This window comes from Legionella longbeachae, from assembly GCF_004283175.1.
Taxonomy (GTDB): domain Bacteria; phylum Pseudomonadota; class Gammaproteobacteria; order Legionellales; family Legionellaceae; genus Legionella; species Legionella longbeachae.
The window spans coordinates 187701-209143 of the sequence record NZ_RXNW01000001.1 but is presented as its reverse complement, the minus strand read 5'-3'; the positions used below and the strand labels follow the sequence as shown (position 1 = coordinate 209143).

Below are 21443 nucleotides of genomic sequence, written 5' to 3'. Positions count from 1 at the left end.
CTATGTTGTTTTCTAATGGAATTAAACTTGAAACAAAACCAATTCACAAGGATCTTTTACCTTATTTTCACCACCTTGATTGGATTTCTCAACTCGTTTTACTTCCTCGGTTTCAGAGTTTCTCGTTTGTATGTGAGAAAAAAAGCCCAAAGTACTGCTAATTACATGTTCTGGTACTCTTTTCTCCCTTCTTTCCAGTACTGTCAAGGCATCTTCAGTTAACGTTTTACGAGAAGCAGTATAGAATTTTTTAAACAAATTATCCTGGGATACCTTGATGAGTTGCATCAAAGAGGATTTATTCATTTCTGTAATTGCTTCACTAATAAGGTTTTTTAATACGCTACTTGTACTTTCATGTTTTATCACGAGCATTTGAATTTCAATTTGAGATTTTCCCTGTAATTCTGCTGTCATTGGGTTCTCTCTAAATTCATTATTATTCTGTAACATCAACATGGCAATTGTTGGCAATAGTTCGGTCTCAAGAACATTATTTGGAGAGGACTGCTTTGTAATTGGATCAACATACCGATTAAAACGTTCAAAACCTTCTTCTGCTAATCGATCACATAATTTCAGAAGCTTTAGGTTAGTAATAGCCATATTGATCGCATCCTGATACTCTTCTTCCGTGTACCTTTGAGCCTCGACCTCCAGCTCATGATCCGTTTCCCTGTCTTGGGTTTTCTCATAAAAAATTGAATTCTCATGATGACGTTCAGAAGTATGGGCTAGCGTCATTGTTATACCTATGTAAGGAGAAAGATTAGTCTCGACTTTATGAGGAATTTCGATTGGATAATGTACTAAATCACCTTGTTGATACAACTCATCGCTGATTTCTTTTATAGGTGTTTTTCCTTCCAATACAGCCTGTCTAAAACACTTCTCTCCCGATACGCCATCCTTGCTGGTGGGAACTAAATTAAAACGATTAAATAAGGAACCATCTTCAGTTTTAGCATACTGATGATTTCGAAAACCACCCATCAAAAATCGGGAGGCGAGTTGCCAACTATGTTCATGAATATGATTTTCATCATCTCTTATTTTTCGATTCAAGTTACTAATTACATAACCAGGATCATCACTTTGAACCACCATATTATAAATATGTAATCTTAAAACCCATTCATGAGGTGTGTTTCCTTTCATAAGAATCAACTTATCAAATAAATCACTTCTTCTCGATAAAGAAATAGATAATTTGATTAATTCTGGATTGCCTTTGATTTCTTCCAATAAATAGATAACATCATCAAGGGTTAGGTCTTTAATATCTTCGGCTAATGCATAAGATGAAGGGTCATTCAAGTAATTTAACTGATATCGCTGTGTTATTTGAGCATGTATTTCTTTATAATTTTTAGGCATCAACATCACCTTTTATTATTATATAAACCCGGTTTTAATCTAAAACCATTTTCAAAGTGATAATTATATAGGCTTGTTGAAAAAATTTGAATCCAAAAAGACAGGTGAAGCACAGATTATTTACATTTATTTGAATCAAAACTTCACAGCAGGGATCTATTTTTTTATTTATTCTGGTAAGCGTGATTTAATACGGTGTGTTGCCTGGCTAAGAATTTGTGAAACACGAGATTCACTAACTCCTATGACCTCTCCAATTTCTTTCAAGTTTAAATCATGCTCATAGTATAAAGATAAGACCATTCTCTCTTTATGAGGTAATCCACGTATCACTTCAGATAAACGCCTCATTAAATCACTGTGAAATACATTGACATGAGGTTCAGTGGAAGCACTTTGATTATCTGTTTGCAATGCGTCATCAGTAACGCCTAAATCGTCAAAACCATATAAATGGCTGCTGACAGAATCTTGCAGCATTTCATGATATTCGGCAAGCGATACACCAAGCTCAGCAGCAATCTCTGAATCTTTAGCCTCTCTACCCAATCGATGCTCCACATATTTAACAGCCTCGGAAATCAGTCGTGAATTTCGATGAACTGAACGTGGAACCCAATCATTACGTCTTACCTCATCAAGCATATAGCCTCTGATACGAATTCCCGCATAAGTTTCAAATGAAGCGCCTTTTGAAGAATCGTAATGCCTTGCCGCCTCCAACAATCCGAGCATTCCAGCCTGGATTAAATCATCAAGTTGTATTCCTTGAGGCAAACGACCTAATAAATGGTGAGCGATGCGCTTAACCAACAAGGCATGATTTTTGACCAGCGTTTCTTGGATCTGCTGGTTGACTTTGCTATAAGCAGCCAAAGCATCCACGTTAATCTCCTTAAAGTTCACCCGCGACTAAACGCTCTAAAAAGAAACTGGTATTACCACCTAATAAAGAACTAGGTGACCATTCAGATATCTCTTCTGCTACCCTTTTTAGCGATAATGCAGAAGCAGATTCAGGATAAGCAATTAATACAGGTTTTTGTATTTTTACCGCCCTATGTATATGCTCATCAAATGGGACCCCCCCTAAATAGTCTAGCTGAACCTCCAGAAATTGCTCAGAGACTTTAAACAATTTATTAAATAATTCTTGTCCTTCTTTCTCATTTTCTACCATATTAGCCAGAATATGAAAGCGAGTCCATTCATAACGCTTATTCATTACTTTAAGTAAAGCATATGTATCGGTTAAAGAGGTAGGCTCGTCACAAACAATTACAATTAATTCTTGTGAAGAACGAATGAAACTTAATACAGTTTCAGAAATTCCTGCAGCTGTATCGATGATCATATAATCTAAATCATCGGTCAGTTCATTAAATGCATCAATAATACCTGCAAGTTCGGGAGGAGAAAGCTGGGTCATAAACTCAGTGCCGGAAGCTGCAGGAATAACACTAAGGCCATAAGGTCCAGCCAAGATAACATCACTTAAATGACAAGCCCCTTGAATCACATGTGATAAATTGTACTTAACATGTAATCCAAGCAGAATATCTATATTCGCCAGCCCTAGATCAGCATCAAGCAACATCACTTTTTTATTCAGTTGTGCTAACCCAACAGCTAAATTAACAGCAATATTGCTCTTACCTACTCCTCCCTTACCGGCAGAAACTGCTATGACCTGAATAGGTTTTGTATGTGATAAATTTCTCAGGCCAGAAGCTTCATCACCGATGTTTTGCTTCTCATTAGACATGATATTCTCTCCTAGTACCTTGTCGTACTTTTACACACACTATTTCCGATCAAATTTAATACACTCTAAATCATATCTTGCAATATTTGTTCCAACTCTAGTTTCTTCTAAGTAAACAGCAAGTTCTTATAATTATTATTTATTATTTGAGTTATTTACCCAGTTAAAGCATTTTAAGCTTGGTAAATAAAAATAAAATGACCTGGATTGTGACGTAAGTTCGTCAAATTTTCGACTATGCTTCTTAATTAAAGCCTAAAAGCGCATCATTACTCATTCATTTGTTGCTGGCATTTTTCTTGCGCCATTTTTTGACAACTATCCTGACAATCAGTTTGATCTGATGTCATACATTGTGCATTAATACAATCTTGAGCTGCATTATTAATACATTGCAATCTATCAAATTTTTGTGCACCTAAACTATCTTGAGGAATAATTGCAGCAAAAACAGAACAAGAAAAAATGAAGCTCAAAAAGACAATCAGATTTTTCATAATAATTCTCTTTTAAATAGTTTTCTAAATGAATTATAGTCTTAAATGTCGAGATTAATTTGCGGACATTAAAAATGAATAGCAAAAAACAAATGCTCTCTAACTTCAGTCGTGCAAAAAGTCAATCATTTTGCTTACGCCCTGACAATGAAGAACAGCTTGCTTATTATATTGCCCATAATCCGCAACAGAACCTGCTTACACGTGGTTCAGGATTAAGCTATAATGACAGTTGCTTTAATACTAATGGTTATGTTATAGATAGTGAGCGACTAAATCATTTGATTGATTTTGATCCTCAAACCGGTATAGTGATCTGCCAAGGTGGAGTACCGCTTAAAGACTTATTTTTATTAAATCCCGATTTTATTCCTCCAGTTCTTCCCGGAACAGTACACGCTACTGTTGCAGGAGGGATCGCCCACGATGTTCATGGTAAAAACAATCATAAATCAGGTAGTTTTGGGCATCATCTTATCAGCTTTGATTTGTTAATTGGCAATAAAAAAATCCATTGTAACCGCAATGAAAATACTGATTTATTTCATGCCACAATCGCAGGTTTAGGGCTTACTGGCGTTATTACTCGAGCTACATTGAGACTTAAAAAAGCCCCGCGGTTTATTTTAGCAAAACACATACAATTTCAATCTTTAAAAGAACTGACCGAATTTATGCTAACCCACGGGGTGAATTGTGATTATCAAGTCGCCTGGCTTGACTTATTAAACCCAAGCCCACGTGCCATCCTTTCGATAGCGAATCATTGCGAACCTTTGAATATTAAAGAATATAAACCTTATAACATACCTAAAATTCCTTTTTCTTTAATAAGATCTTGGAACATGAAATTATTTAATCGCTATTTTTTTAACAGTAAAAAGAAAGAAGAAAAACTCACACTCGAACAATTTAATAACCCACTCGATAAGCTAAATCATTGGAATAGGCTTTATGGTCCAAAGGGATTGATTCAATTTCAAACAGTCTTTGATACAAACAATGCGATGGCAATTTTAGAGCAATTAATTCAAATAATGCGTGCATCCAATGCAACACCTACACTTGCTGTACTCAAACTATTTAATCAATCTGGAGAGGGGTTACTGTCTTTCTGCAAACCAGGTTTTACCTTGGCGGTAGATTTCATGAATAATTCAGCCGCCAAGCAGGCCATTTCGTCAATGAATCAATTGATGATTGAGCTAAATGGTCGAATTTATTTAGCCAAAGATTCACTTTTAAATGAAGAACAATATAAAAAAATGTATGAAAACCATACCCAATTTTCTGAAATATTAAAACGCCACGCATGCACCATGCATTCTGATCTTGCAACACGATTAGGGATAACAAAATGAGACAACGAACATGGCTTATTCTAGGTGCCTCCTCCATTATTGCGGAAAAATTTGCTCATATCGTAGCTCAATCAGGATATCAATTAGTGCTTGTTGGACGCCAAGCGAATCAGCTCGACATTATCGCAAAGGATATCAGGCTTCGATATCAAGTGAGCTGTGAGGTAATCCTTGTAGATCTCGCAACACAAACTGATAAATTACTTGCTGTACTGCAAAATGATACGCGTGAACTCGATGTATTTATCGCCCACAGTGATTTCACAGACAACTCAAATTTGAACACAGAAACAATTACTCAACTTGTAAAAACAAATATTCTAACCACCACTTTGCTTATCCATTCTTACTTTAATCGTTCCCAAAAAGAATATCATTTAATATTTTTAAGCTCTGTAGCTGCATGTCGTGGTCGTGCCAAAAACAGTCTGTATGGGGCGAGTAAAGCAAGCATTGAAATTTACCTCCAGGGAATACAACAAGCTGCGTCAAAAAATCAGCACATCACTATAGCTCACCTTGGTTTTATTGATACAAAACAAACCTATGGCCTACCTGGGATTTTTTATGCAGCATCTCCCTATTCTTGTGCAAAGGCGTGTTTAAAAGCTCTAAATCACAAAAAAAGGATGATTTATTATCCTTTCTTCTGGCGAACAATTATGGCGATTATTACTCGCTTACCTTTTTTTCTTTATAAAAAAATGAGCAGCATGTGAATAAGGTTGGGATCTTAAAATATTATTAGACTAAATTGCCCTGAAAATCTATATCAGGGCATATGATTGGATATACTAGAATCTTAGGAATTCATATTAAAAGAATGATGTTCGTCTTGTTCTTCACTGAGCTCAGCGCATGCAGCTGGTCTTACAGATGATTTATAGTTATTTTTAAAATCTAGGAATGTCTCACTCTGAGCACCAATATCGAAAGCTTTCGAAATAGCCGACCTCATATCGGTATTTGGGTTGAAAAAATCCATACTATTTTTAATCACTTTGTAAATAGGTGATTCTGATTTTATTGATGCGTTTATTTTTTGATAACTCTCTAATTTTTCTTTTAATTCGTCTTTTGTTTCCTTATCTACAAATGGATTAATGAGTTGAGTTTTCATATTTATTATTTCTTTTTTAAGATATAATTTTGTTACATTTAACAGAAATTCTCCTATTGATTTGATTTGAAGGTTATTTTTTGAATCGCCTAACTTAAGGGGCTTGATACCTTCTATCTTTTTGAAATCCTCTAATGAGAAAATACCCTCTCCCTTCTCCGGTATGTCCAATTGATTTACTTTACAAATCTGAACACACTCTTTCCATTTATTATATTTTTCTTGATGATTTTCAACCCAATCATCATAAACTCGGTCTGAAACCACCAATTTTTTTCCATCTTCTGCTTGAAGAGATAAATCATTTTTTAATACATAGCAAAGAGGAGCCTTTTTTTGATTCTCTTCTTGATTTTCATTCTGTTTCTTCATTTCATACACGTTAAATAGGTATTGAGCAATCTTTGAACCCAAATCTCCCCAAATGAAACCTGCCGAATTATAACGTTTATGCTCTTTGTCACTCTTGACATTAGGATCAATACATTGCTTGCTGTAATCCCTTTCCGCTTCAGGCTTATCTTTATAAGCCCTATCAGTACCCATAAAGGCAACCGCATCTTTTTTTACTTCAACGCGCCCAAATACCATGATGCGATCAGGGGTATGCAGCATTTTTAAATATTTCATCATGAAGTTAATACTATAGATTTTGGAATACGTTTCAGGAATCGCTATATTTAAGTTGTTTTCTGCGAAAGCTACTTTTTCTAATGTATTTTTTACGCCATCCAATATGTCGCTTGCTTTCTGTAAGTCTATAGTGCCACTGTAGCCCTTTTTTTCAACACAAGCCGCAGTAATAGAGCGCATTTGAGATACTTCTCGTGCTAAAGCCCCATCAAGAGAAGTACAATAATTTGTTCCTTGACCTTTTAAATTCTGGCTCTGTAATACTTCTTCGACTAACGCTTTTAATGCTGTCGTTTTTCCACTCCCAGAGGCTCCTCCAAGAAAGACTAGAAGTTTTTTATCTCCTGCAGGACCATCAATTTTATTAATAGATCTATTAAATAAAGTATTTCGGTATTCCTTGGAGTTCATTTCCTCTTCCAAAGCTAACTTATATAATTCCTCTAATTGTTTATCGCCTAGAAAATTTCGTAGCTTTGTTCCTGCTTTTTCGAGTTCCTTACTCTCGAAATACTCTTTCTTTTTGGGATCAATATAATTATCTTTTGCCCTTAAAATTTCATTCATACGCTCCCAATAGAGCTCTCTAAAATATTTAGGACTAGAAAAATTAGTATTGACCCCGAAGCCATTCATTTTTTTTGCAAATTCTTTTGCTTTTTGTTCATGAATCTTTTCATAATCATCAATACCCTCATAGAGAAATTTTTTTTGATCTTTGGTTAATATAATCTCTACATAATTTGTTAATTCTACAAGAGGAGAATCTTTTTCTTTACCGATTTTAAATTTATATGTCCCTATATCCTGTTTCACTGTGGCTGGATCCACCAATCGCTCGTTAGTATTTTCTTGCTCTTCGTATTTCTCGTTCATTTATTCACCTCACACTTATTTAATCAATCCAAAAACCGCAACCATAACTCGTTACTTCAGTGGATATATTGACTGATTTTATTTAATCACTTTATGCAATATTTAACCAATTTATTATATTGATATATCATATAAAACTTATAAATAATTAATTTTTTTCAATGAGTTATCTGACATTTTTATTGATAACTCATGAAATATATTCGTGTTAAAATGGAACGATTTGAGGTAGTATTAGATGAATAAAACGCTTATCCAAAATAAGGGAGCGGCAAGAGCGCCATATTGATTAGAAACCTGTTTTAATAAACGATTTTTCTGGATCATTGGTAGGATAGTCATAGACTTGTGATTGTGTATCTTTAAACAGGGTATATAAATCTAAGGCGGAAGTTGTTTTGGAACTCTCTATTTTTTTCTCTGGGAGCCCTCTTTCTGAAGGTTCTTTTGGTTCACACAATTCTTCTTTATTCTTAATACTTTTAAAAAGAGATTTTTTCAGGTGAAAAGTTATCATCGCTTGTTTAAATGCCATAAATATTTTTGAATTAGTTATAATATCTTGATATGTTGCTGCTTGATAACTGATTGCTTTATGCAATTGCGAGTACATTCCTTTTGCACCTACTTCCGGATGAAATTGCATACTGTATAATGGAGAACCGTATTTTGATTCAAATCCTTCAATCGTATAATTTGAATCATCGGCAATTGCAACCACAGAAATCATTTGATCTTTATTTGCCAATTTTTTATGAGCAAGCTGTTTAATTGCATGCTTATGCGCCCCAAAAAATTGATGCGAATAAATCTGTGTTTGTCGCAAATTATCTTTATTTTCTCGGGTTTCAAAAAATATTTTTGCAAGCTCCGTTTTCGGATCAAATCCAACCAGAGAGTAACACATGTATCCTTGAGCATCTATGTCTTCCTCACTAAGGATTTTGAGTGTCCCCCCCAGATAAACATTTATGATTTGATGACCACCACAAATCCCTAAAATAGGAATTCCACGTTGCATTGCAACATGAACTTGGGCTAATTCAGCTATGGAGCGTCCCAAGTCAATTCTATCAGGATACTCCGTTAATGGTTCACTATATAATCTGGGATCAATTCTGGCATCACTTCCTGGAATAATAAGGCCATCGATATCCTTTAATAATATTGCTGCTTGAGTTTTGGCGCGCTTCAGTATTTCGAGAAATTTTTCTTGATTCTCAAATATATTGTCTAAATTAAACGATGTAGGAATAAGTGCTCTATAATCGATTTCACTTAAATTTAATTGTTGTTCTGAAATAATACTTTTTATGGAATCGGCTGCAGCTCCTCCATTTTTTTTGTTGTAACTGATTCCGACGTTTACTTGTTTATAAGAATCAAATTTTGCTTTCATCGATTAACTTATGCATAAAAAATATAGAATATTAGCACTGCATCATTATGGTTTTATTAACAGAAGAAAAAATTGGATAAATAGTAAAATTCAGGCATGAAGGACAAACAGTACCCATCTAAAATAGATGATTTCTATTCTGGAATTATTAATGAGTAATTGCATCTACCAAAAACTAGCCTATCTATTTTAAAATTCTAATCATGGGTAATATTGTTTTGATCAGACCAAAAAACTGTAAAATGTAAATAACTAAAATAATTAGCACCAGCACATTTAACAAACTTTTAATGGAGGGTGGCATAGGAATAAATGTATCGATTAACCATAAAACTACCCCAAAGACAACAATCACGGCAATTAAATTGAATAGCCCAGTCATAATAATCCCTAGTAATGTCTTCTTCTTGATCAAATTATAGTCTATTTACCAAGGACTTAGGGGAATGAATAAGTTCTTTTTGCATTTAAATCAAAACTTATTCATTTGTTAAGTATCTTAATGATGTTCTATTTTCGTTTTGTCTTTCAATAAATCACGAATTTCAGTTAATAATATTTCCTCTCTTGATAAAGGTTTTTCCTTATTTTCTTCTTTCTTTTTCAAGAATGAAAAAACCTTTATGACTATAAAAATTGAAAAAGCAATAATAGTAAAATCAATGATTGTTTGCAGGAACTCTCCCCACTTAACTTCTGCATCTCCCATAGTAAACACTTTATTGGTAATATTAATCCCACCGAGTAATAAACCAATAAGCGGCATAATAATGCCACTCACTAAAACGCTGATTATTTTACCAAAAGCTCCTCCAATAACCACTGCAACAGCCAAATCAATAACATTTCCTCTGATAGCAAATTCTTTAAACTCTTGTAAAAAACTCATATTATCTCCTTATCCATGGTTATTTTACACAGTGATAACCTTGAAGCCCCAAAATAGGGGCATCCTAAATAATGCTCCCTATCTTATCCAGGTAAACCTTGCTATGAATTTCTCACCATTTCCTTAATTTCTTTAAGTCTACTTTCGAAGTCAGCAGGCACTTCACCTCCACCTTGAGCCATATCATCACGCCCACCACCTTTTCCACAAAGGTGTCTAACCAAAGTAGCGGCTGCAGGCACTTTGCCTAAGATACTTTTACTTACCCCTGCAATCACATTCATTTTATTTTGCTCCAGAGTAAATAAAACAATTACCGCGGATTCAAGTCTTGATTTCAGCTGATCTAAAGTAGTTCTTAGGGTTTGATTATCTACGCCCTCTAATTGCTTAATAAGCAAACTGATTCCATTAACTTTTTCTACTTCATTTGCCAGATCCGCACCTGATTTTTGCACTTTCTCAGTTTGTAACTTCGCAATCTCTTTTTCCATGCTTTTATTTTCAGCAAGAAGCTGGCCTACCTTATCTGATAGATTGGTTGCTGTTGTTTTTAATGAAGAAGCTAACTCATTCAAAAGAGCTTGCTGCTCATTAACCCAGGCTAAAGCATAACGACCTGTTACCATCTCGATGCGCCTTATACCACTGGCTATTCCGTATTCAGCAATAATTTTAAATAACCCTATATCGCCCGTTCTTCGAGCATGGGTTCCGCCACACAGTTCTTTAGAAAATTCTCCCATAGATAATACACGAACCTCATCCGCATACTTTTCCCCAAAAAGGGCAACCGCTCCGCTTTTTTTAGCTGATTCAATATCCATTAGCCGAGTTACTACCTCATTATTGGCGCGAACTTGCTCATTAACCAGGCACTCAATTTCCTGAATTTGTTCCGCAGTCAATGATTCAAAATGAGAAAAATCAAAACGCGCACGCTCTGCATCAACTAAAGATCCTTTTTGCTGGACTTGCGGACCAACTACAGCTTTTAAAGCAGCATGTAATAAATGGGTTGCTGTGTGATTTAAGCGGATCGCTTCGCGCCGCTCATTATCAATTTGCGCATGAACAAATTGCTTCAATGTAGCTGTACCATCCAGCATTTCTCCGTAATGCACTATTGCTTGACCTTTTTTTTGAGTATCATCGACTCGAAATCGAAAATTGGTGCTTGTCAGCATTCCCTTATCACCAACCTGGCCCCCGCTTTCAGCATAAAAAGGTGTATGGTCAAGCACCACTGCTCCTTTCATACCCTGATTTAAAACCTGAACTTCCATTCCATCTTGAAGCAATGCAATAATTTTTGCCTCTACTTCTTTCTTTTCATAACCATGAAAATCAGATTGGTAATCTAATTGGGTGTTGGCATTATAATCTACACTAAATTGGCTGGCTGCCTGGGACTGCTCTCTTTGCTGTTGCATCAATTGATTAAAGCCGTTCATATCGACAAACAAGCCTTGCTCTCGAGCAATATCGGCGGTTAAATCAATAGGAAAACCATAAGTATCGTATAATTTAAATGCTATTTGTCCAGAAATTTCATGGCCACCCAGCGAATGCATTTGTTCTTGTAATAAACGTAACCCTTGTTCTAAAGTACGTGCAAACTGATTTTCCTCTTGATTCAGAACTCTTTCTATATGAGATTTGGATTGAATCAATTCAGGATAAGCATCCCCCATAACTGTAATTAAGGATTCGACTAAGTGAGAAAAAAATGGGGTTGGCAAACCTAATTTGTTACCATGTCTTATCGCCCTTCTAATAATCCTTCTTAATACATAACCTCGTCCTTCATTCCCAGGAATTACTCCGTCAGCAATTAAAAAAGCACTCGAACGAATATGATCTGCAATTACTTTTAATGAAGTCAGGTTTAAATCAGTCACCTCTCCAAGTTTTGCAATAGATTGAATTAAGTATTGAAATGTATCGATTTCATAATTGCTATGAACTCCTTGGACTACTGCAGCCAAGCGCTCAAGTCCCATACCTGTATCAACAGAAGGTTTAGGCAAAGGATGTAGATGACCTTCTTTATCTCGATTAAATTGCATAAATACCAAATTCCAAATCTCGATATAGCGATCACCATCCTCATCAGGACTTCCCGGAGGCCCTCCAGGAATTTCAGGACCATGATCATAAAAAATTTCGGTGCATGGTCCACAAGGCCCTGTGTCTCCCATGGACCAAAAATTATCTTTTTCTCCACATCGCGAAAAGCGCGCTGCTGAAACTTTCATTTCTTTTAACCAAATATCTTCTGCTTCCTGATCTTCTTTATAAACAGTGACCCACAAACGCTCTTCTGGTAAACGCATCACTTGAGTTAAAAATTCCCAAGCAAATTTTATTGCCTCACGCTTGAAATAATCGCCAAAACTAAAATTGCCCAACATCTCAAAAAAAGTATGATGTCGAGCCGTATATCCGACATTTTCTAAATCATTATGTTTACCACCAGCACGAACACACCTTTGTGCTGTAACTGCGCGTTGATAAGATCGAGCTTCAACTCCTAAAAATACATCTTTAAATTGCACCATACCCGCATTGGTGAATAATAAAGTAGGATCATTAGCTGGAATTAAAGAGCTGGACTCCACCAATTGATGACCATGTTTTGTGAAATAATCAAAGAATGCTTGTCTAATTTCAGAACTTTTCATTTGCGAACAATACCAATTTGAGTTAATTTTAATCTTCAACCATAAGCTGGATGCAACACAGCGCACTGATATTAATTTAACGTGAGTTCAGGATAAAGAATCTATTTAGATCCAGTCTCCATCTCGAACGATTCGGGTTGAGGAGGCATTTATACTGTCGCCAAGCCCCGCTGCCATCCACTAAAGGGTTCCGTCATTTTCGCGCAAGCGGAAATCCATTTCTATAGGACATTTATGCCCCATCAACATGGGTTCCCGCCTTCACGAGGACGGCTACAAGTTCCATAAGTCAATTGCAGTGTTCCTCAGTCCGAACAGTTTGAAGTCCGAAACTCACGTTAAGTTAAGGAATTAACCCTCGGCGAAAAGTATATTCCCAAACTCAATAGTAGCGCCTATTCGCTGTACCCAGACTATGATTCTTCTCCAGCATGGAGAAGAGATGTACCTTTTAATTCTTTTTTTACCTGAGCAACCACATCCATACTAAATCCACGATAAAGCAAAAAACGCAGCTGCTTTTGCACTTCGTCAAAAGAAAAATTGAGTTGTCCTTTACTTTTTTTCTGCCAAACATTTAAAGCATAGTGCAACCAATTATCTTGCTCTTGCTGCAAGAACTGATGAATTAATCCCTTATCAATTCCTTTGCTACTTAATTCCTGACTTATTTTTAAAGGCCCATATCCCTGACGAATGCGCAAGTGACTGTATACCTCTACAAAACGACCATCATTTTGCAAATTCATACGTTGACATGTGTCTAAGGCCTCTTTAATCTCTATTGAGCTATATCCTTTCTGTTTTAACTTATTATAAAGCTCTAACGCACTATGCTCGCGCCGGGTTAACAAGCGCACAGCACTATCAAATGCTTTAGTCATCAATAGTCTCAAATTCGTCTTCAGCAGCTGCAGGCACAGGCAGCTTTTTCTCTAAGAGTTCAGTACGAATTTGTTGCTCAAGAGTCGCAGCAACTTGAGAATGCTCTTTTAAATACAAGCGTACGTTATCTTTACCTTGGCCAATTTTTTCTCCTTTATAACTGTACCAAGCACCTGACTTTTCAATAAGATTGAGTTGAACAGCCAGATTGATAATTTCACTCTCACGAGAAATACCTTCATTATATAAAATATCAAATTCCGTCACCTTAAAAGGCGGTGCTACTTTATTCTTAACTACTTTAACTCGGGTTTCACTTCCTAAAATCTCTTCACCCTTCTTTATTGAACCAATGCGCCGTATATCCAAACGGACAGAGGCGTAGAATTTTAATGCATTTCCACCGGTAGTTGTTTCAGGACTACCAAACATAACACCAATTTTCATACGAATTTGGTTAATAAAAATCACCAACGTATTGGAGCGTTTAATATTAGCGGTCAGCTTACGTAATGCTTGTGACATTAATCGTGCTTGTAAGCCAACATGTGAATCACCCATTTCCCCTTCAATTTCTGCTTTTGGAGTAAGTGCTGCAACAGAGTCAACGATAATTACATCTACAGCTCCAGAACGTACCAACATATCGGTGATCTCTAAGGCTTGTTCCCCAGTATCAGGTTGCGAAACCAGCAACTCATCAACATTAACCCCTAGTTTTTGAGCATAGCTTGGATCTAATGCATGTTCCGCATCAATAAATGCAGCAGTACCACCAATTTTTTGACACTCAGCTATAACCTGTAAAGTTAAAGTGGTTTTACCAGAAGACTCAGGACCATAAATTTCAACAATTCGACCTTTAGGTAAACCGCCAATTCCTAATGCTATATCTAATCCTAAAGAGCCGGTTGAAATTGCTTCTATATCACGGGCCACAGAGCTGTCACCCATACGCATCACTGATCCTTTTCCAAATTGACGTTCAATTTGCGAAAGGGCAGCTGATAATGCTTTTTGTTTATTTTCTTCCATCATGTCATCCAGGTAGTTACGCAAGGTTAAAATTATCACACAGATAAGAATCAGCAGCAAATTGATTCATGAAGTTAGGCATGGTTTTTCTGAGTAGAAAGAATAACACGAATAAAAGGAGTGAGCATCATGAGATTTTTTGGAACGATACACATTTTTTTTCATAAAAAATCAATACATATTTGTGGATTTCATATCAAACGAATTTATAGACAAATATTCATGAAAAGAAATTTTTACTAAATAATACTCAGGGTACAGAGCTACTCTTCAAATAGGAAAGAATACCTGATAAAGCCTCTTGGCAAGCAGCCAAACGCACTTCTTGTCTGTTACCAGTATACTGTTTTATTAATGTCTTAGGTGTCACGCCCAAAGCCGCCCAACCAAAGCATACGGTTCCTACAGGTTTTTCAATACTGCCGCCATCGGGGCCAGCTATACCTGTAACTGCCACCGCAACATCCCCCGCACTATGCTGTAGTGCGCCAGTTGCCATAGCTTGGGCAACAGGTTCGCTTACTGCGCCATATTTTTCAATTAGGGATTTGGGGACAGAAAGCTGCTCTTCCTTGGCTAAATTACTATACGTCACAAAACCTCGCTCAAACCAATCTGAGCTTCCAGGAATTTCAGTAAGGTAACCTGCAATAAGTCCACCAGTACATGATTCTGCTGTAACTAATTGCCAACCACTTTTTTTTAAAGTCGAAGCAATCTCTTTGATTAACTTATCAAAAGAGCTCATAGATTTACCTAAATTATCCTGGGTTATGGCTTAAAAGCCTTCACCCAGGTCAAAGAATTTAGTGATTTTGCTCACCAGCGGGTTGATTTTGTGCTGGTTGTGTAGTTGTAGTGGCATCATTTGCTCCTGCTGTTGGCTGCTTATTGTCGTGGCCACCACACGCAGTTAATGCTAATGCCAAAAAACCTGTTGCAGCAATTAAAGCTAAACGGTTCATATCATTCTCCCTATAAGTTTAATATTTTTTTTGAATCCCTTTTGATTTTAGCAAATAAATTAACATTCAACCATGACCTGTTGATATTTCAACAAAAATAGTAAAAAAACTATGATGCTCCCTTGTGTGTTCCGCTTAAAAAATTAACAACCCAACCAGCAAACACCCTATCATCACATTTTAATTGGAGTGACTTTACTCCTTGCTCGTATAATTTTTTATCAAATTTTTGTTTTCGCATCTCAATTAATGATTGAAAATAATTTTTACTAAATTCAGGGTGCCCCTGTACTGTAACAAAATTATCATTGATCTGAAGCATATAAAAGGGACAAAAATCACTAGTAGCCAACACTTCTGTCTCTGAAGGAATCGCTACCACCTGATCTTGATGACTCATAATTAGATTAAGCTGTTCTAAAGTTGGGAACATCCAAGGCTTATGTTGGGTTATTTTATTGACAGACATTCCTATTCCCCAGCCATTGGGGGATTTTATAACTTTACCTCCTAACGCCTTAACAACAAGTTGATGACCAAAACAAATCCCAATTACTTTTTTTCGTGCATCATGAAGACTTCGAGTAAATGCTTCAAGTGAGTAAATCCAGGGAAAATCATCGTTAACACCATGGCGACTACCAGTAATAAGATACGCATCTGCTGCATCAATACTTTTTGGAAGCCCATTATTTCGTACATCATAGACTGCAAAATTCAAATCAGGAGCAGCCTCATGCAACAGTTTCTTATACATGTCGGGGTAATTGCCATGCGCAGCAATTAATTCTGGATCAACCTGATCACATTGTAGTATACCAATATTCATGATGATTCCTTAAGGAGCTGCAGCCAATCCAATCGCTGTAGTCTCCAAATAACGCTCATCTCCATTGATTGCGGCCATAAGAATAGTTCTATACTGTGATTCACTAAAAATAATAGGATTACTTTGTGCCGAAGGATCTTCAGTTGCCATTACTGCTATACGCGTTACATTTTGTGAGTCAATTCCAATTTCCGCCAAACTATGCTCAATACCTAGCTTGCTACGTAATTGTATTACCCAATCGATAAACCCATTAAATCCATCATCGAGATGTAAATATGTGGCCAAACGCTCAATTTTATGTTCAATTTGTGGCCGATTAGCTCGTAATACATAGGGCATTAAGATAGCATTTAGCCGTCCATGATGCGCATCGTAAATCGCGCCTAATGGATGAGCAAGTGCATGCATTGCCCCTAATCCGCGTTGAAAAGCAGTGGCTCCCATCAAAGAAGCTACGAGCATATGTGTCCTCGAGTTAATATCATCACCATTTTGCATCACTCGCGGCAAATGCTCCTTAATTAATCGAATACCTTCCAGCGCTATTCCTTCTGCCATTGGATGGTATGCTGGGGAAGAATAAGCTTCCAAACAATGTGATAATGCATCCATCCCTGTTGCTGCTGTAATATTAGAGGGTAAAGTTAGCGTAAGTTCAGGATCAATAAGGACTATACTGGGCAACATCCTGGGATGAAAAATTATTTTTTTTTGTTGGTGCTGAGTATCGACAATCACAGAAGCACGTCCAACCTCCGAACCTGTTCCTGCTGTGCTCGGCACAGCGATAATAGGAGCTATTCTTCCACTGTTTCCCCGTTTCCAATTATCCCCTATATCCTCAAAATCCCATATAGGACGATTTTGCCCCGCCATTAAAGCAATCGCTTTACCGGTATCTAAAGCGGAGCCGCCACCCAAAGCGATCACCCCGTCATGTTTTCCCTTCATGTAAACTGAAACACCTTTCATCACATTGTCACCTGTAGGATTGGCCTTTATGTCTGAAAATAAGGCAACATGCAAACCTGCCTCACTACAATGCACTAATGCGGATTCTACTATGGGCAATTGAGCAAGATGACTATCTGTAACTAACAGCGGAGAGGTAATGCCTAATAAATGACAGGCCTCTGAAAGTTCACGTATGCGCCCTGCCCCTACACGAATTGAAGTAGGATAATTCCAATTAACGCTCAATGATAATGAACTCATTTGCTGATTCCTTTCTAAGAAATTGTCTTTATATGGAATGATTTGGGTCTGGTAAGTAAATCATAACCAATTGTAGATAACGTGCATCCACGCCCAGAGTTTTTGACTCCAGTCCAAGCTAAAGCAGGATCTAAATAATCGCAACGATTGATAAAAAAGGTTCCCGTTTGCAGTTGCTCACCGATAGCAATTCCCTGTTCCATATCATTAGTGCACACTGTTGCTGTTAGTCCATAAATACTATCATTCATAAATGCAATCGCTTCCTCATCACTATCAACAGACATAATTCCAACGACAGGTCCAAATGTCTCTTCGGTCATGACACGCATCTGATGGTTTACTTCGGTTAAAATTTGAGGAGCCATATAGGCAGATCCCGGTTTATCCATAACAAAATTTCGACTATCAATATGTGCTACTGCTCCTTGTGTAAGTGCCTCTTGAACTTGTATGCGAACAAATTCTGCAGCAGAAGAACGCACGAGTGGCCCTAAGGTTGTTTCCGGATCATCAGGACGTCCGAGCTTATATCCATTAACAAAAGCTACAGCTTTATTAACAAAATGATGATAAACATCTTTATGGACATAAATACGCTCAATACCACAACACGATTGACCAGAGTTAAAAAATGCCCCATCCATAAGCATCTCGACCGCACTTTCAATGTCTGCATCATATCGTACATAGGCAGGGTCTTTTCCCCCTAATTCCAAACCTACTTGAATAAAGCGCCCTGCGGTTACATGTTCTACCATGTCACCTCCAGCAACCGAACCCGTAAAAGCAACATGATTGATAACTGGATGATGCAACAACTTTTCAGTATCTGTGTGCGTCAAATGTAAATATTGAAAAACCCCATCAGGAAGATCCGCTGCTTCAAAAGCCTGAGCAAATCGTTCAGCCACCAGTGGTGTTTGTGCTGAATGTTTGAGTATCACTACATTTCCCGCCATGAGAGCAGGGATAATTGCATTCACAGCAGTAAGGTAAGGATAGTTCCAGGGAGCAATAACCAGCGAAACTCCCAGAGGTTCGCGTTTAATGTAACGAATAAATCCTGACTTTTCAGGTAGTGTAATTGGCGCAAGTGCCGTACTTGCTGCGGCAATCATATAGCGGGCACGCTCCTCCAAACCATTAATTTCCCCCGCTGCATAACGGATTGGCCTGCCCATTTGCCAACAAATTTCGTGAGCAATCTCTTCTTTATTTGCAACTAAGAAATCGACAGCAGCATTACAATACTTTTCACGCTCAACCAATTGTGTAGTAGCCCACCTTGTTTTTACATTTAATGCCTTATCAAGAACATATTGAATTTCATAATCGCTTGCAAAATTTCGTTCTACATACAGAGAATTATCTATGGGAGAAAAGGTTTTTAGTGTATCCATGCTCATCGATCCCTTACATATGGTGAGTTTAACGTTAAGGCATTCCCATGCCTTAACGTTAAACGAATGCTATCCCATAGAATGCATAGCATGTATATGGGGCAATTTAATGTCCTCAATAAAATCGATTCGATATAAAAATAGTGTTTATTTTTTATATCGAACTCGCATTAAATAATTTCAAAATAGCGATCTAATTCCCAGTCCGTAACGTGGCGACGAAATTCTCGCTCTTCCCATTCTCGAGTAGCCGCAAAATGATCCACAAAAGGATCTCCGAACAATGAACGAGCAGTTGTTGATTCTTTAAGACGGGTAGAAGCTTCCCAAAGTGTTCGCGGTAAAGTATGTTCTTCTTGATGGCTTTGTACGTACGAATTGCCTTTAATTTCCGAACTAGGTTCTAACTCCTGTTCAATACCATATAAACCAGACCCCAAGGCTACCGCCAAGGCTAAATAAGGATTGGCATCCGCAGAACCCAAACGATATTCAATGCGCTGTGACTTATCATTTCCCGGGATAACCCTTAATGCCGCAGTTCTATTTTCTATACCCCAAGTAGCATTCGTTGGCGCCCAAAATCCAGGGATCAGCCGTGTAAAACTATTCACTGTGGGAGAAACCATTGCCAGTAACTCTGGGATCAGTTTTTGTTGTCCGGCGATAAAATGTCGCTGCAGTTGACTCATATTGTAAGGCATGGATGGATCATAAAAAGCATTTCCCCCCTCTTTATGTCGTAAAGAAAGATGTATGTGCCCACTTTGTCCGGGATAATGGGGAGACCATTTGGCCATAAAAGTAGCCATTTTATGGTTATGCTGCGCCAAAACCTTCATAAAAGTTTTAAATAATGAAGCCTTATCTCCAGCAATATCAATCTTATCTACAGCAATAGCTGCCTCTATTACCCCAGGACCTGATTCTGCGTGTAAACTTTCAATAGGGAAATTCATAACTTCGCCCATTTCAAGAATTTGGTGGTATAAATCGGCATGGACACTATTACGAATCATAGAATAGCCGAAAAAATCAGGGGTCATAGGTTTTAAATCACGAAAACCTTTAGCACGAATACTATCAGGTGTCTCATCGAACATAAAAAATTCATATTCTAATGCTGCATATGCATCAAACCCCATAGCAGCAGCCTTCTGAATCACTCGTCGAAGCAAAGCCCTCGGGCATATGTCTTCCGCATCACCTGCAAATTCAGCCATGAATAAAAGTTGATTCCCTTCAAAAAAAAGATCGCGGCAAGTTTCAGGCAAAACACGCACTAAAGTATCTGGATACCCCGTATGCCAGCCTGTGTACTTCCCATTATCATAAAGTTTATCTTTGGAATCCCAGCCTAAAATGACATTACAAAAAGAAAAACCATTATCAAGCGCGGAAAAGAATTTTTCTTGGTTCATGTACTTACCTAGCATCACGCCATCCACATCAAATAAACCAACTTTGACATGAGAAAGCTCACGCTCTTTAACTATTTGCTTTGCTGCTTCAATGGTTTTAATATCCTTTGGAGTTAACATGACATATCCTTTGCCTGCAAACTATGATTACTGATGATAGCCTATATTATGTTGTTGAATCCAGAGTTATTTTTTTCAATTTTTGAGAATTTTAAAGCAGTCAATAATTGCGTAACTATTGGGCATACGGTATTATCTCCTCATTCTAAACACTCATAACGCAATCACTAAAGAAAAATAAAATTATGCCAAATCATATAATTAATGATGTACCCAAATCCCTGGATCAATTTCTCTATCAAGTAGATTTGGAGTATCGAAAATCAATTACTTCAATTCCTTTATTCAACCCGCAAAAAACAGGTACATGGGATAAAGAACAAAAGAAAATTTTTGCTTCGGTTTTTTATCATTTAAGAGGCCACTTTATCAATTTTCTTTGGTATATTGCTAATTTTTCCCATAACGAGATGACAAAAAAAATCATTCTTGAAAATATTCATGAGGAATTAGGAATGGGAAGTTGTTTTTCGCATGAGATGCTTTACGAACGCTTTGCCAAAGAATGCGACGTGGATATTCATGATGAAATAGTTAATGAAACTCACTATCTCGCTTTTGCGAAAAATTTTAATAAATCCCATCTACAATGGCTATCATTACATGATGAAGACGAAAGGATTTCTGCTTTTGCTGCCTACGAGCGCCTTGATAACTTAGACTATCCGTATTTAATGGAAATGGCTGATTCAATTCAATTAAGCCAGCATGCAAAAACCTTTTTCAGGATACATACGCATGTAACACACTTCGATTCGACACTTAGTTTAATTTTACCTATTTGGGAAAAAACACCCGATAAGATAGTCAAATCATTTGACTTTATCTACAAACACCAACAACAGATGTGGAATAACTTATCAAATTATATGTTCTCATTAGCAACATTAGAGTCCATTTAGAGGATTCATTGGGTTCGTAATAGTTGCCCACTCTGGTGAAACTTGTTGTCGTCCTCACGTCAGC

Annotated in this window: 20 protein-coding genes; 3 read left to right on the top strand and 17 right to left on the bottom strand. The window is 37.1% G+C overall.

The window, feature by feature from the left end; genetic code table 11:
• Positions 1-21: 21 nt before the first annotated feature.
• The 4 genes from EKG34_RS00805 to EKG34_RS00790 form a co-directional block, all read right to left on the bottom strand.
• Complete coding sequence (locus EKG34_RS00805) at positions 22-1377, bottom strand: hypothetical protein (protein WP_003632182.1); 1356 nt, start codon at positions 1375-1377, stop codon at positions 22-24.
• A gap of 168 nt (positions 1378-1545) precedes the next feature.
• Entirely contained in the window at positions 1546-2262 is a 717-nt protein-coding gene (locus EKG34_RS00800; protein ID WP_003632183.1) for an RNA polymerase sigma factor FliA, read from the bottom strand.
• 10 nt (positions 2263-2272) lie between these two features.
• Positions 2273-3142, bottom strand: coding sequence for a MinD/ParA family protein (locus tag EKG34_RS00795; protein WP_003632185.1), 870 nt, complete (start codon positions 3140-3142; stop codon positions 2273-2275).
• Positions 3143-3411: 269 nt separating this feature from the next.
• Complete coding sequence (locus EKG34_RS00790; RefSeq protein ID WP_003632187.1) at positions 3412-3639, bottom strand: hypothetical protein; 228 nt, start codon at positions 3637-3639, stop codon at positions 3412-3414.
• Positions 3640-3713: 74 nt separating this feature from the next.
• Here EKG34_RS00790 and EKG34_RS00785 point away from each other — a divergent pair, with 74 nt between their 5' ends.
• Together EKG34_RS00785 and EKG34_RS00780 are read left to right on the top strand one after the other, a co-directional pair.
• Positions 3714-5000, top strand: a complete 1287-nt coding sequence (locus tag EKG34_RS00785) for an FAD-binding oxidoreductase (RefSeq protein WP_003632190.1) — start codon at positions 3714-3716, stop codon at positions 4998-5000.
• Positions 4997-5719, top strand: coding sequence for an SDR family NAD(P)-dependent oxidoreductase (locus tag EKG34_RS00780; protein ID WP_012978991.1), 723 nt, complete (start codon positions 4997-4999; stop codon positions 5717-5719). The genes EKG34_RS00785 and EKG34_RS00780 overlap by 4 nt, the downstream gene beginning before the upstream one ends.
• 83 nt (positions 5720-5802) lie before the next feature.
• Here EKG34_RS00780 and EKG34_RS00775 read toward each other — a convergent pair whose 3' ends face one another.
• From EKG34_RS00775 to EKG34_RS00720, 13 genes are all read right to left on the bottom strand, one after another.
• Positions 5803-7584, bottom strand: coding sequence for a zeta toxin family protein (locus EKG34_RS00775; RefSeq protein WP_223800004.1), 1782 nt, complete (start codon positions 7582-7584; stop codon positions 5803-5805).
• A gap of 334 nt (positions 7585-7918) precedes the next feature.
• On the bottom strand, positions 7919-9028 hold the full coding sequence (locus EKG34_RS00770) for a gamma-glutamyl-gamma-aminobutyrate hydrolase family protein (RefSeq protein WP_003632193.1): 1110 nt from the start codon (positions 9026-9028) through the stop codon (positions 7919-7921).
• A gap of 184 nt (positions 9029-9212) precedes the next feature.
• Entirely contained in the window at positions 9213-9410 is a 198-nt protein-coding gene (locus EKG34_RS18465) for a Thivi_2564 family membrane protein (protein WP_003632194.1), read from the bottom strand.
• Positions 9411-9527: 117 nt separating this feature from the next.
• Entirely contained in the window at positions 9528-9917 is a 390-nt protein-coding gene (gene mscL, locus EKG34_RS00760) for a large-conductance mechanosensitive channel protein MscL (protein WP_003632195.1), read from the bottom strand.
• 101 nt (positions 9918-10018) lie between these two features.
• Positions 10019-12601, bottom strand: a complete 2583-nt coding sequence (gene alaS / locus EKG34_RS00755; protein ID WP_003632196.1) for an alanine--tRNA ligase — start codon at positions 12599-12601, stop codon at positions 10019-10021.
• A 413-nt stretch (positions 12602-13014) separates the two neighbouring features.
• Positions 13015-13485: a recombination regulator RecX gene (gene recX / locus EKG34_RS00750; protein ID WP_003632197.1), complete on the bottom strand. Its 471-nt coding sequence runs from the start codon at positions 13483-13485 to the stop codon at positions 13015-13017.
• Positions 13478-14521 carry a recombinase RecA gene (recA, locus tag EKG34_RS00745; RefSeq protein ID WP_003632198.1) on the bottom strand — a complete coding sequence of 348 codons (1044 nt, stop codon included), beginning with the start codon at positions 14519-14521 and terminating at the stop codon, positions 13478-13480. Before recA ends, recX begins: the two co-directional genes overlap by 8 nt.
• Positions 14522-14771: 250 nt before the next feature.
• Positions 14772-15269 (bottom strand): CinA family protein, encoded by a 498-nt coding sequence (locus EKG34_RS00740; RefSeq protein ID WP_003632199.1) that lies wholly within the window; start codon positions 15267-15269, stop codon positions 14772-14774.
• 58 nt (positions 15270-15327) lie between these two features.
• Positions 15328-15486, bottom strand: coding sequence for a hypothetical protein (locus tag EKG34_RS18120; protein ID WP_003632200.1), 159 nt, complete (start codon positions 15484-15486; stop codon positions 15328-15330).
• A gap of 109 nt (positions 15487-15595) precedes the next feature.
• Complete coding sequence (locus EKG34_RS00735; RefSeq protein WP_003632201.1) at positions 15596-16315, bottom strand: GMP synthase; 720 nt, start codon at positions 16313-16315, stop codon at positions 15596-15598.
• Positions 16316-16324: 9 nt separating this feature from the next.
• A complete protein-coding gene (locus EKG34_RS00730; RefSeq protein ID WP_012978990.1) occupies positions 16325-17533 on the bottom strand; it encodes an iron-containing alcohol dehydrogenase in 1209 nt (402 codons plus the stop codon).
• A gap of 14 nt (positions 17534-17547) precedes the next feature.
• The gene (locus EKG34_RS00725; protein WP_041818988.1) at positions 17548-18936 is read right to left on the bottom strand and encodes an aldehyde dehydrogenase family protein; all 1389 of its coding nucleotides are present in this window, start codon (positions 18934-18936) and stop codon (positions 17548-17550) included.
• Positions 18937-19106: 170 nt separating this feature from the next.
• Complete coding sequence (locus tag EKG34_RS00720; protein WP_003632204.1) at positions 19107-20477, bottom strand: glutamine synthetase family protein; 1371 nt, start codon at positions 20475-20477, stop codon at positions 19107-19109.
• A gap of 185 nt (positions 20478-20662) precedes the next feature.
• On the opposite strand from EKG34_RS00720, the gene EKG34_RS00715 reads away from it, so the two are divergent.
• On the top strand, positions 20663-21379 hold the full coding sequence (locus tag EKG34_RS00715) for an iron-containing redox enzyme family protein (protein ID WP_003632207.1): 717 nt from the start codon (positions 20663-20665) through the stop codon (positions 21377-21379).
• The last annotated feature ends 64 nt before the right edge of the window (positions 21380-21443 follow it).

Excerpts from the sequence above, each read along its gene's own strand:
- EKG34_RS00805 (WP_003632182.1), bottom strand. The coding sequence starts at position 1,377 with ATGCCTAAAAATTATAAAGAAATACATGCTCAAATAACACAGCGATAT.
- EKG34_RS00795 (WP_003632185.1), bottom strand. The coding sequence starts at position 3,142 with ATGTCTAATGAGAAGCAAAACATCGGTGATGAAGCTTCTGGCCTGAGA.
- EKG34_RS00790 (WP_003632187.1), bottom strand. The coding sequence starts at position 3,639 with ATGAAAAATCTGATTGTCTTTTTGAGCTTCATTTTTTCTTGTTCTGTT.
- EKG34_RS00785 (WP_003632190.1), top strand. The coding sequence starts at position 3,714 with ATGAATAGCAAAAAACAAATGCTCTCTAACTTCAGTCGTGCAAAAAGT.
- EKG34_RS00780 (WP_012978991.1), top strand. The coding sequence starts at position 4,997 with ATGAGACAACGAACATGGCTTATTCTAGGTGCCTCCTCCATTATTGCG.
- EKG34_RS00770 (WP_003632193.1), bottom strand. The coding sequence starts at position 9,028 with ATGAAAGCAAAATTTGATTCTTATAAACAAGTAAACGTCGGAATCAGT.
- EKG34_RS18465 (WP_003632194.1), bottom strand. The coding sequence starts at position 9,410 with ATGACTGGGCTATTCAATTTAATTGCCGTGATTGTTGTCTTTGGGGTA.
- mscL (WP_003632195.1), bottom strand. The coding sequence starts at position 9,917 with ATGAGTTTTTTACAAGAGTTTAAAGAATTTGCTATCAGAGGAAATGTT.
- alaS (WP_003632196.1), bottom strand. The coding sequence starts at position 12,601 with ATGAAAAGTTCTGAAATTAGACAAGCATTCTTTGATTATTTCACAAAA.
- recX (WP_003632197.1), bottom strand. The coding sequence starts at position 13,485 with ATGACTAAAGCATTTGATAGTGCTGTGCGCTTGTTAACCCGGCGCGAG.
- recA (WP_003632198.1), bottom strand. The coding sequence starts at position 14,521 with ATGGAAGAAAATAAACAAAAAGCATTATCAGCTGCCCTTTCGCAAATT.
- EKG34_RS00740 (WP_003632199.1), bottom strand. The coding sequence starts at position 15,269 with ATGAGCTCTTTTGATAAGTTAATCAAAGAGATTGCTTCGACTTTAAAA.
- EKG34_RS18120 (WP_003632200.1), bottom strand. The coding sequence starts at position 15,486 with ATGAACCGTTTAGCTTTAATTGCTGCAACAGGTTTTTTGGCATTAGCA.
- EKG34_RS00735 (WP_003632201.1), bottom strand. The coding sequence starts at position 16,315 with ATGAATATTGGTATACTACAATGTGATCAGGTTGATCCAGAATTAATT.
- EKG34_RS00730 (WP_012978990.1), bottom strand. The coding sequence starts at position 17,533 with ATGAGTTCATTATCATTGAGCGTTAATTGGAATTATCCTACTTCAATT.
- EKG34_RS00725 (WP_041818988.1), bottom strand. The coding sequence starts at position 18,936 with ATGGATACACTAAAAACCTTTTCTCCCATAGATAATTCTCTGTATGTA.
- EKG34_RS00720 (WP_003632204.1), bottom strand. The coding sequence starts at position 20,477 with ATGTTAACTCCAAAGGATATTAAAACCATTGAAGCAGCAAAGCAAATA.
- EKG34_RS00715 (WP_003632207.1), top strand. The coding sequence starts at position 20,663 with ATGCCAAATCATATAATTAATGATGTACCCAAATCCCTGGATCAATTT.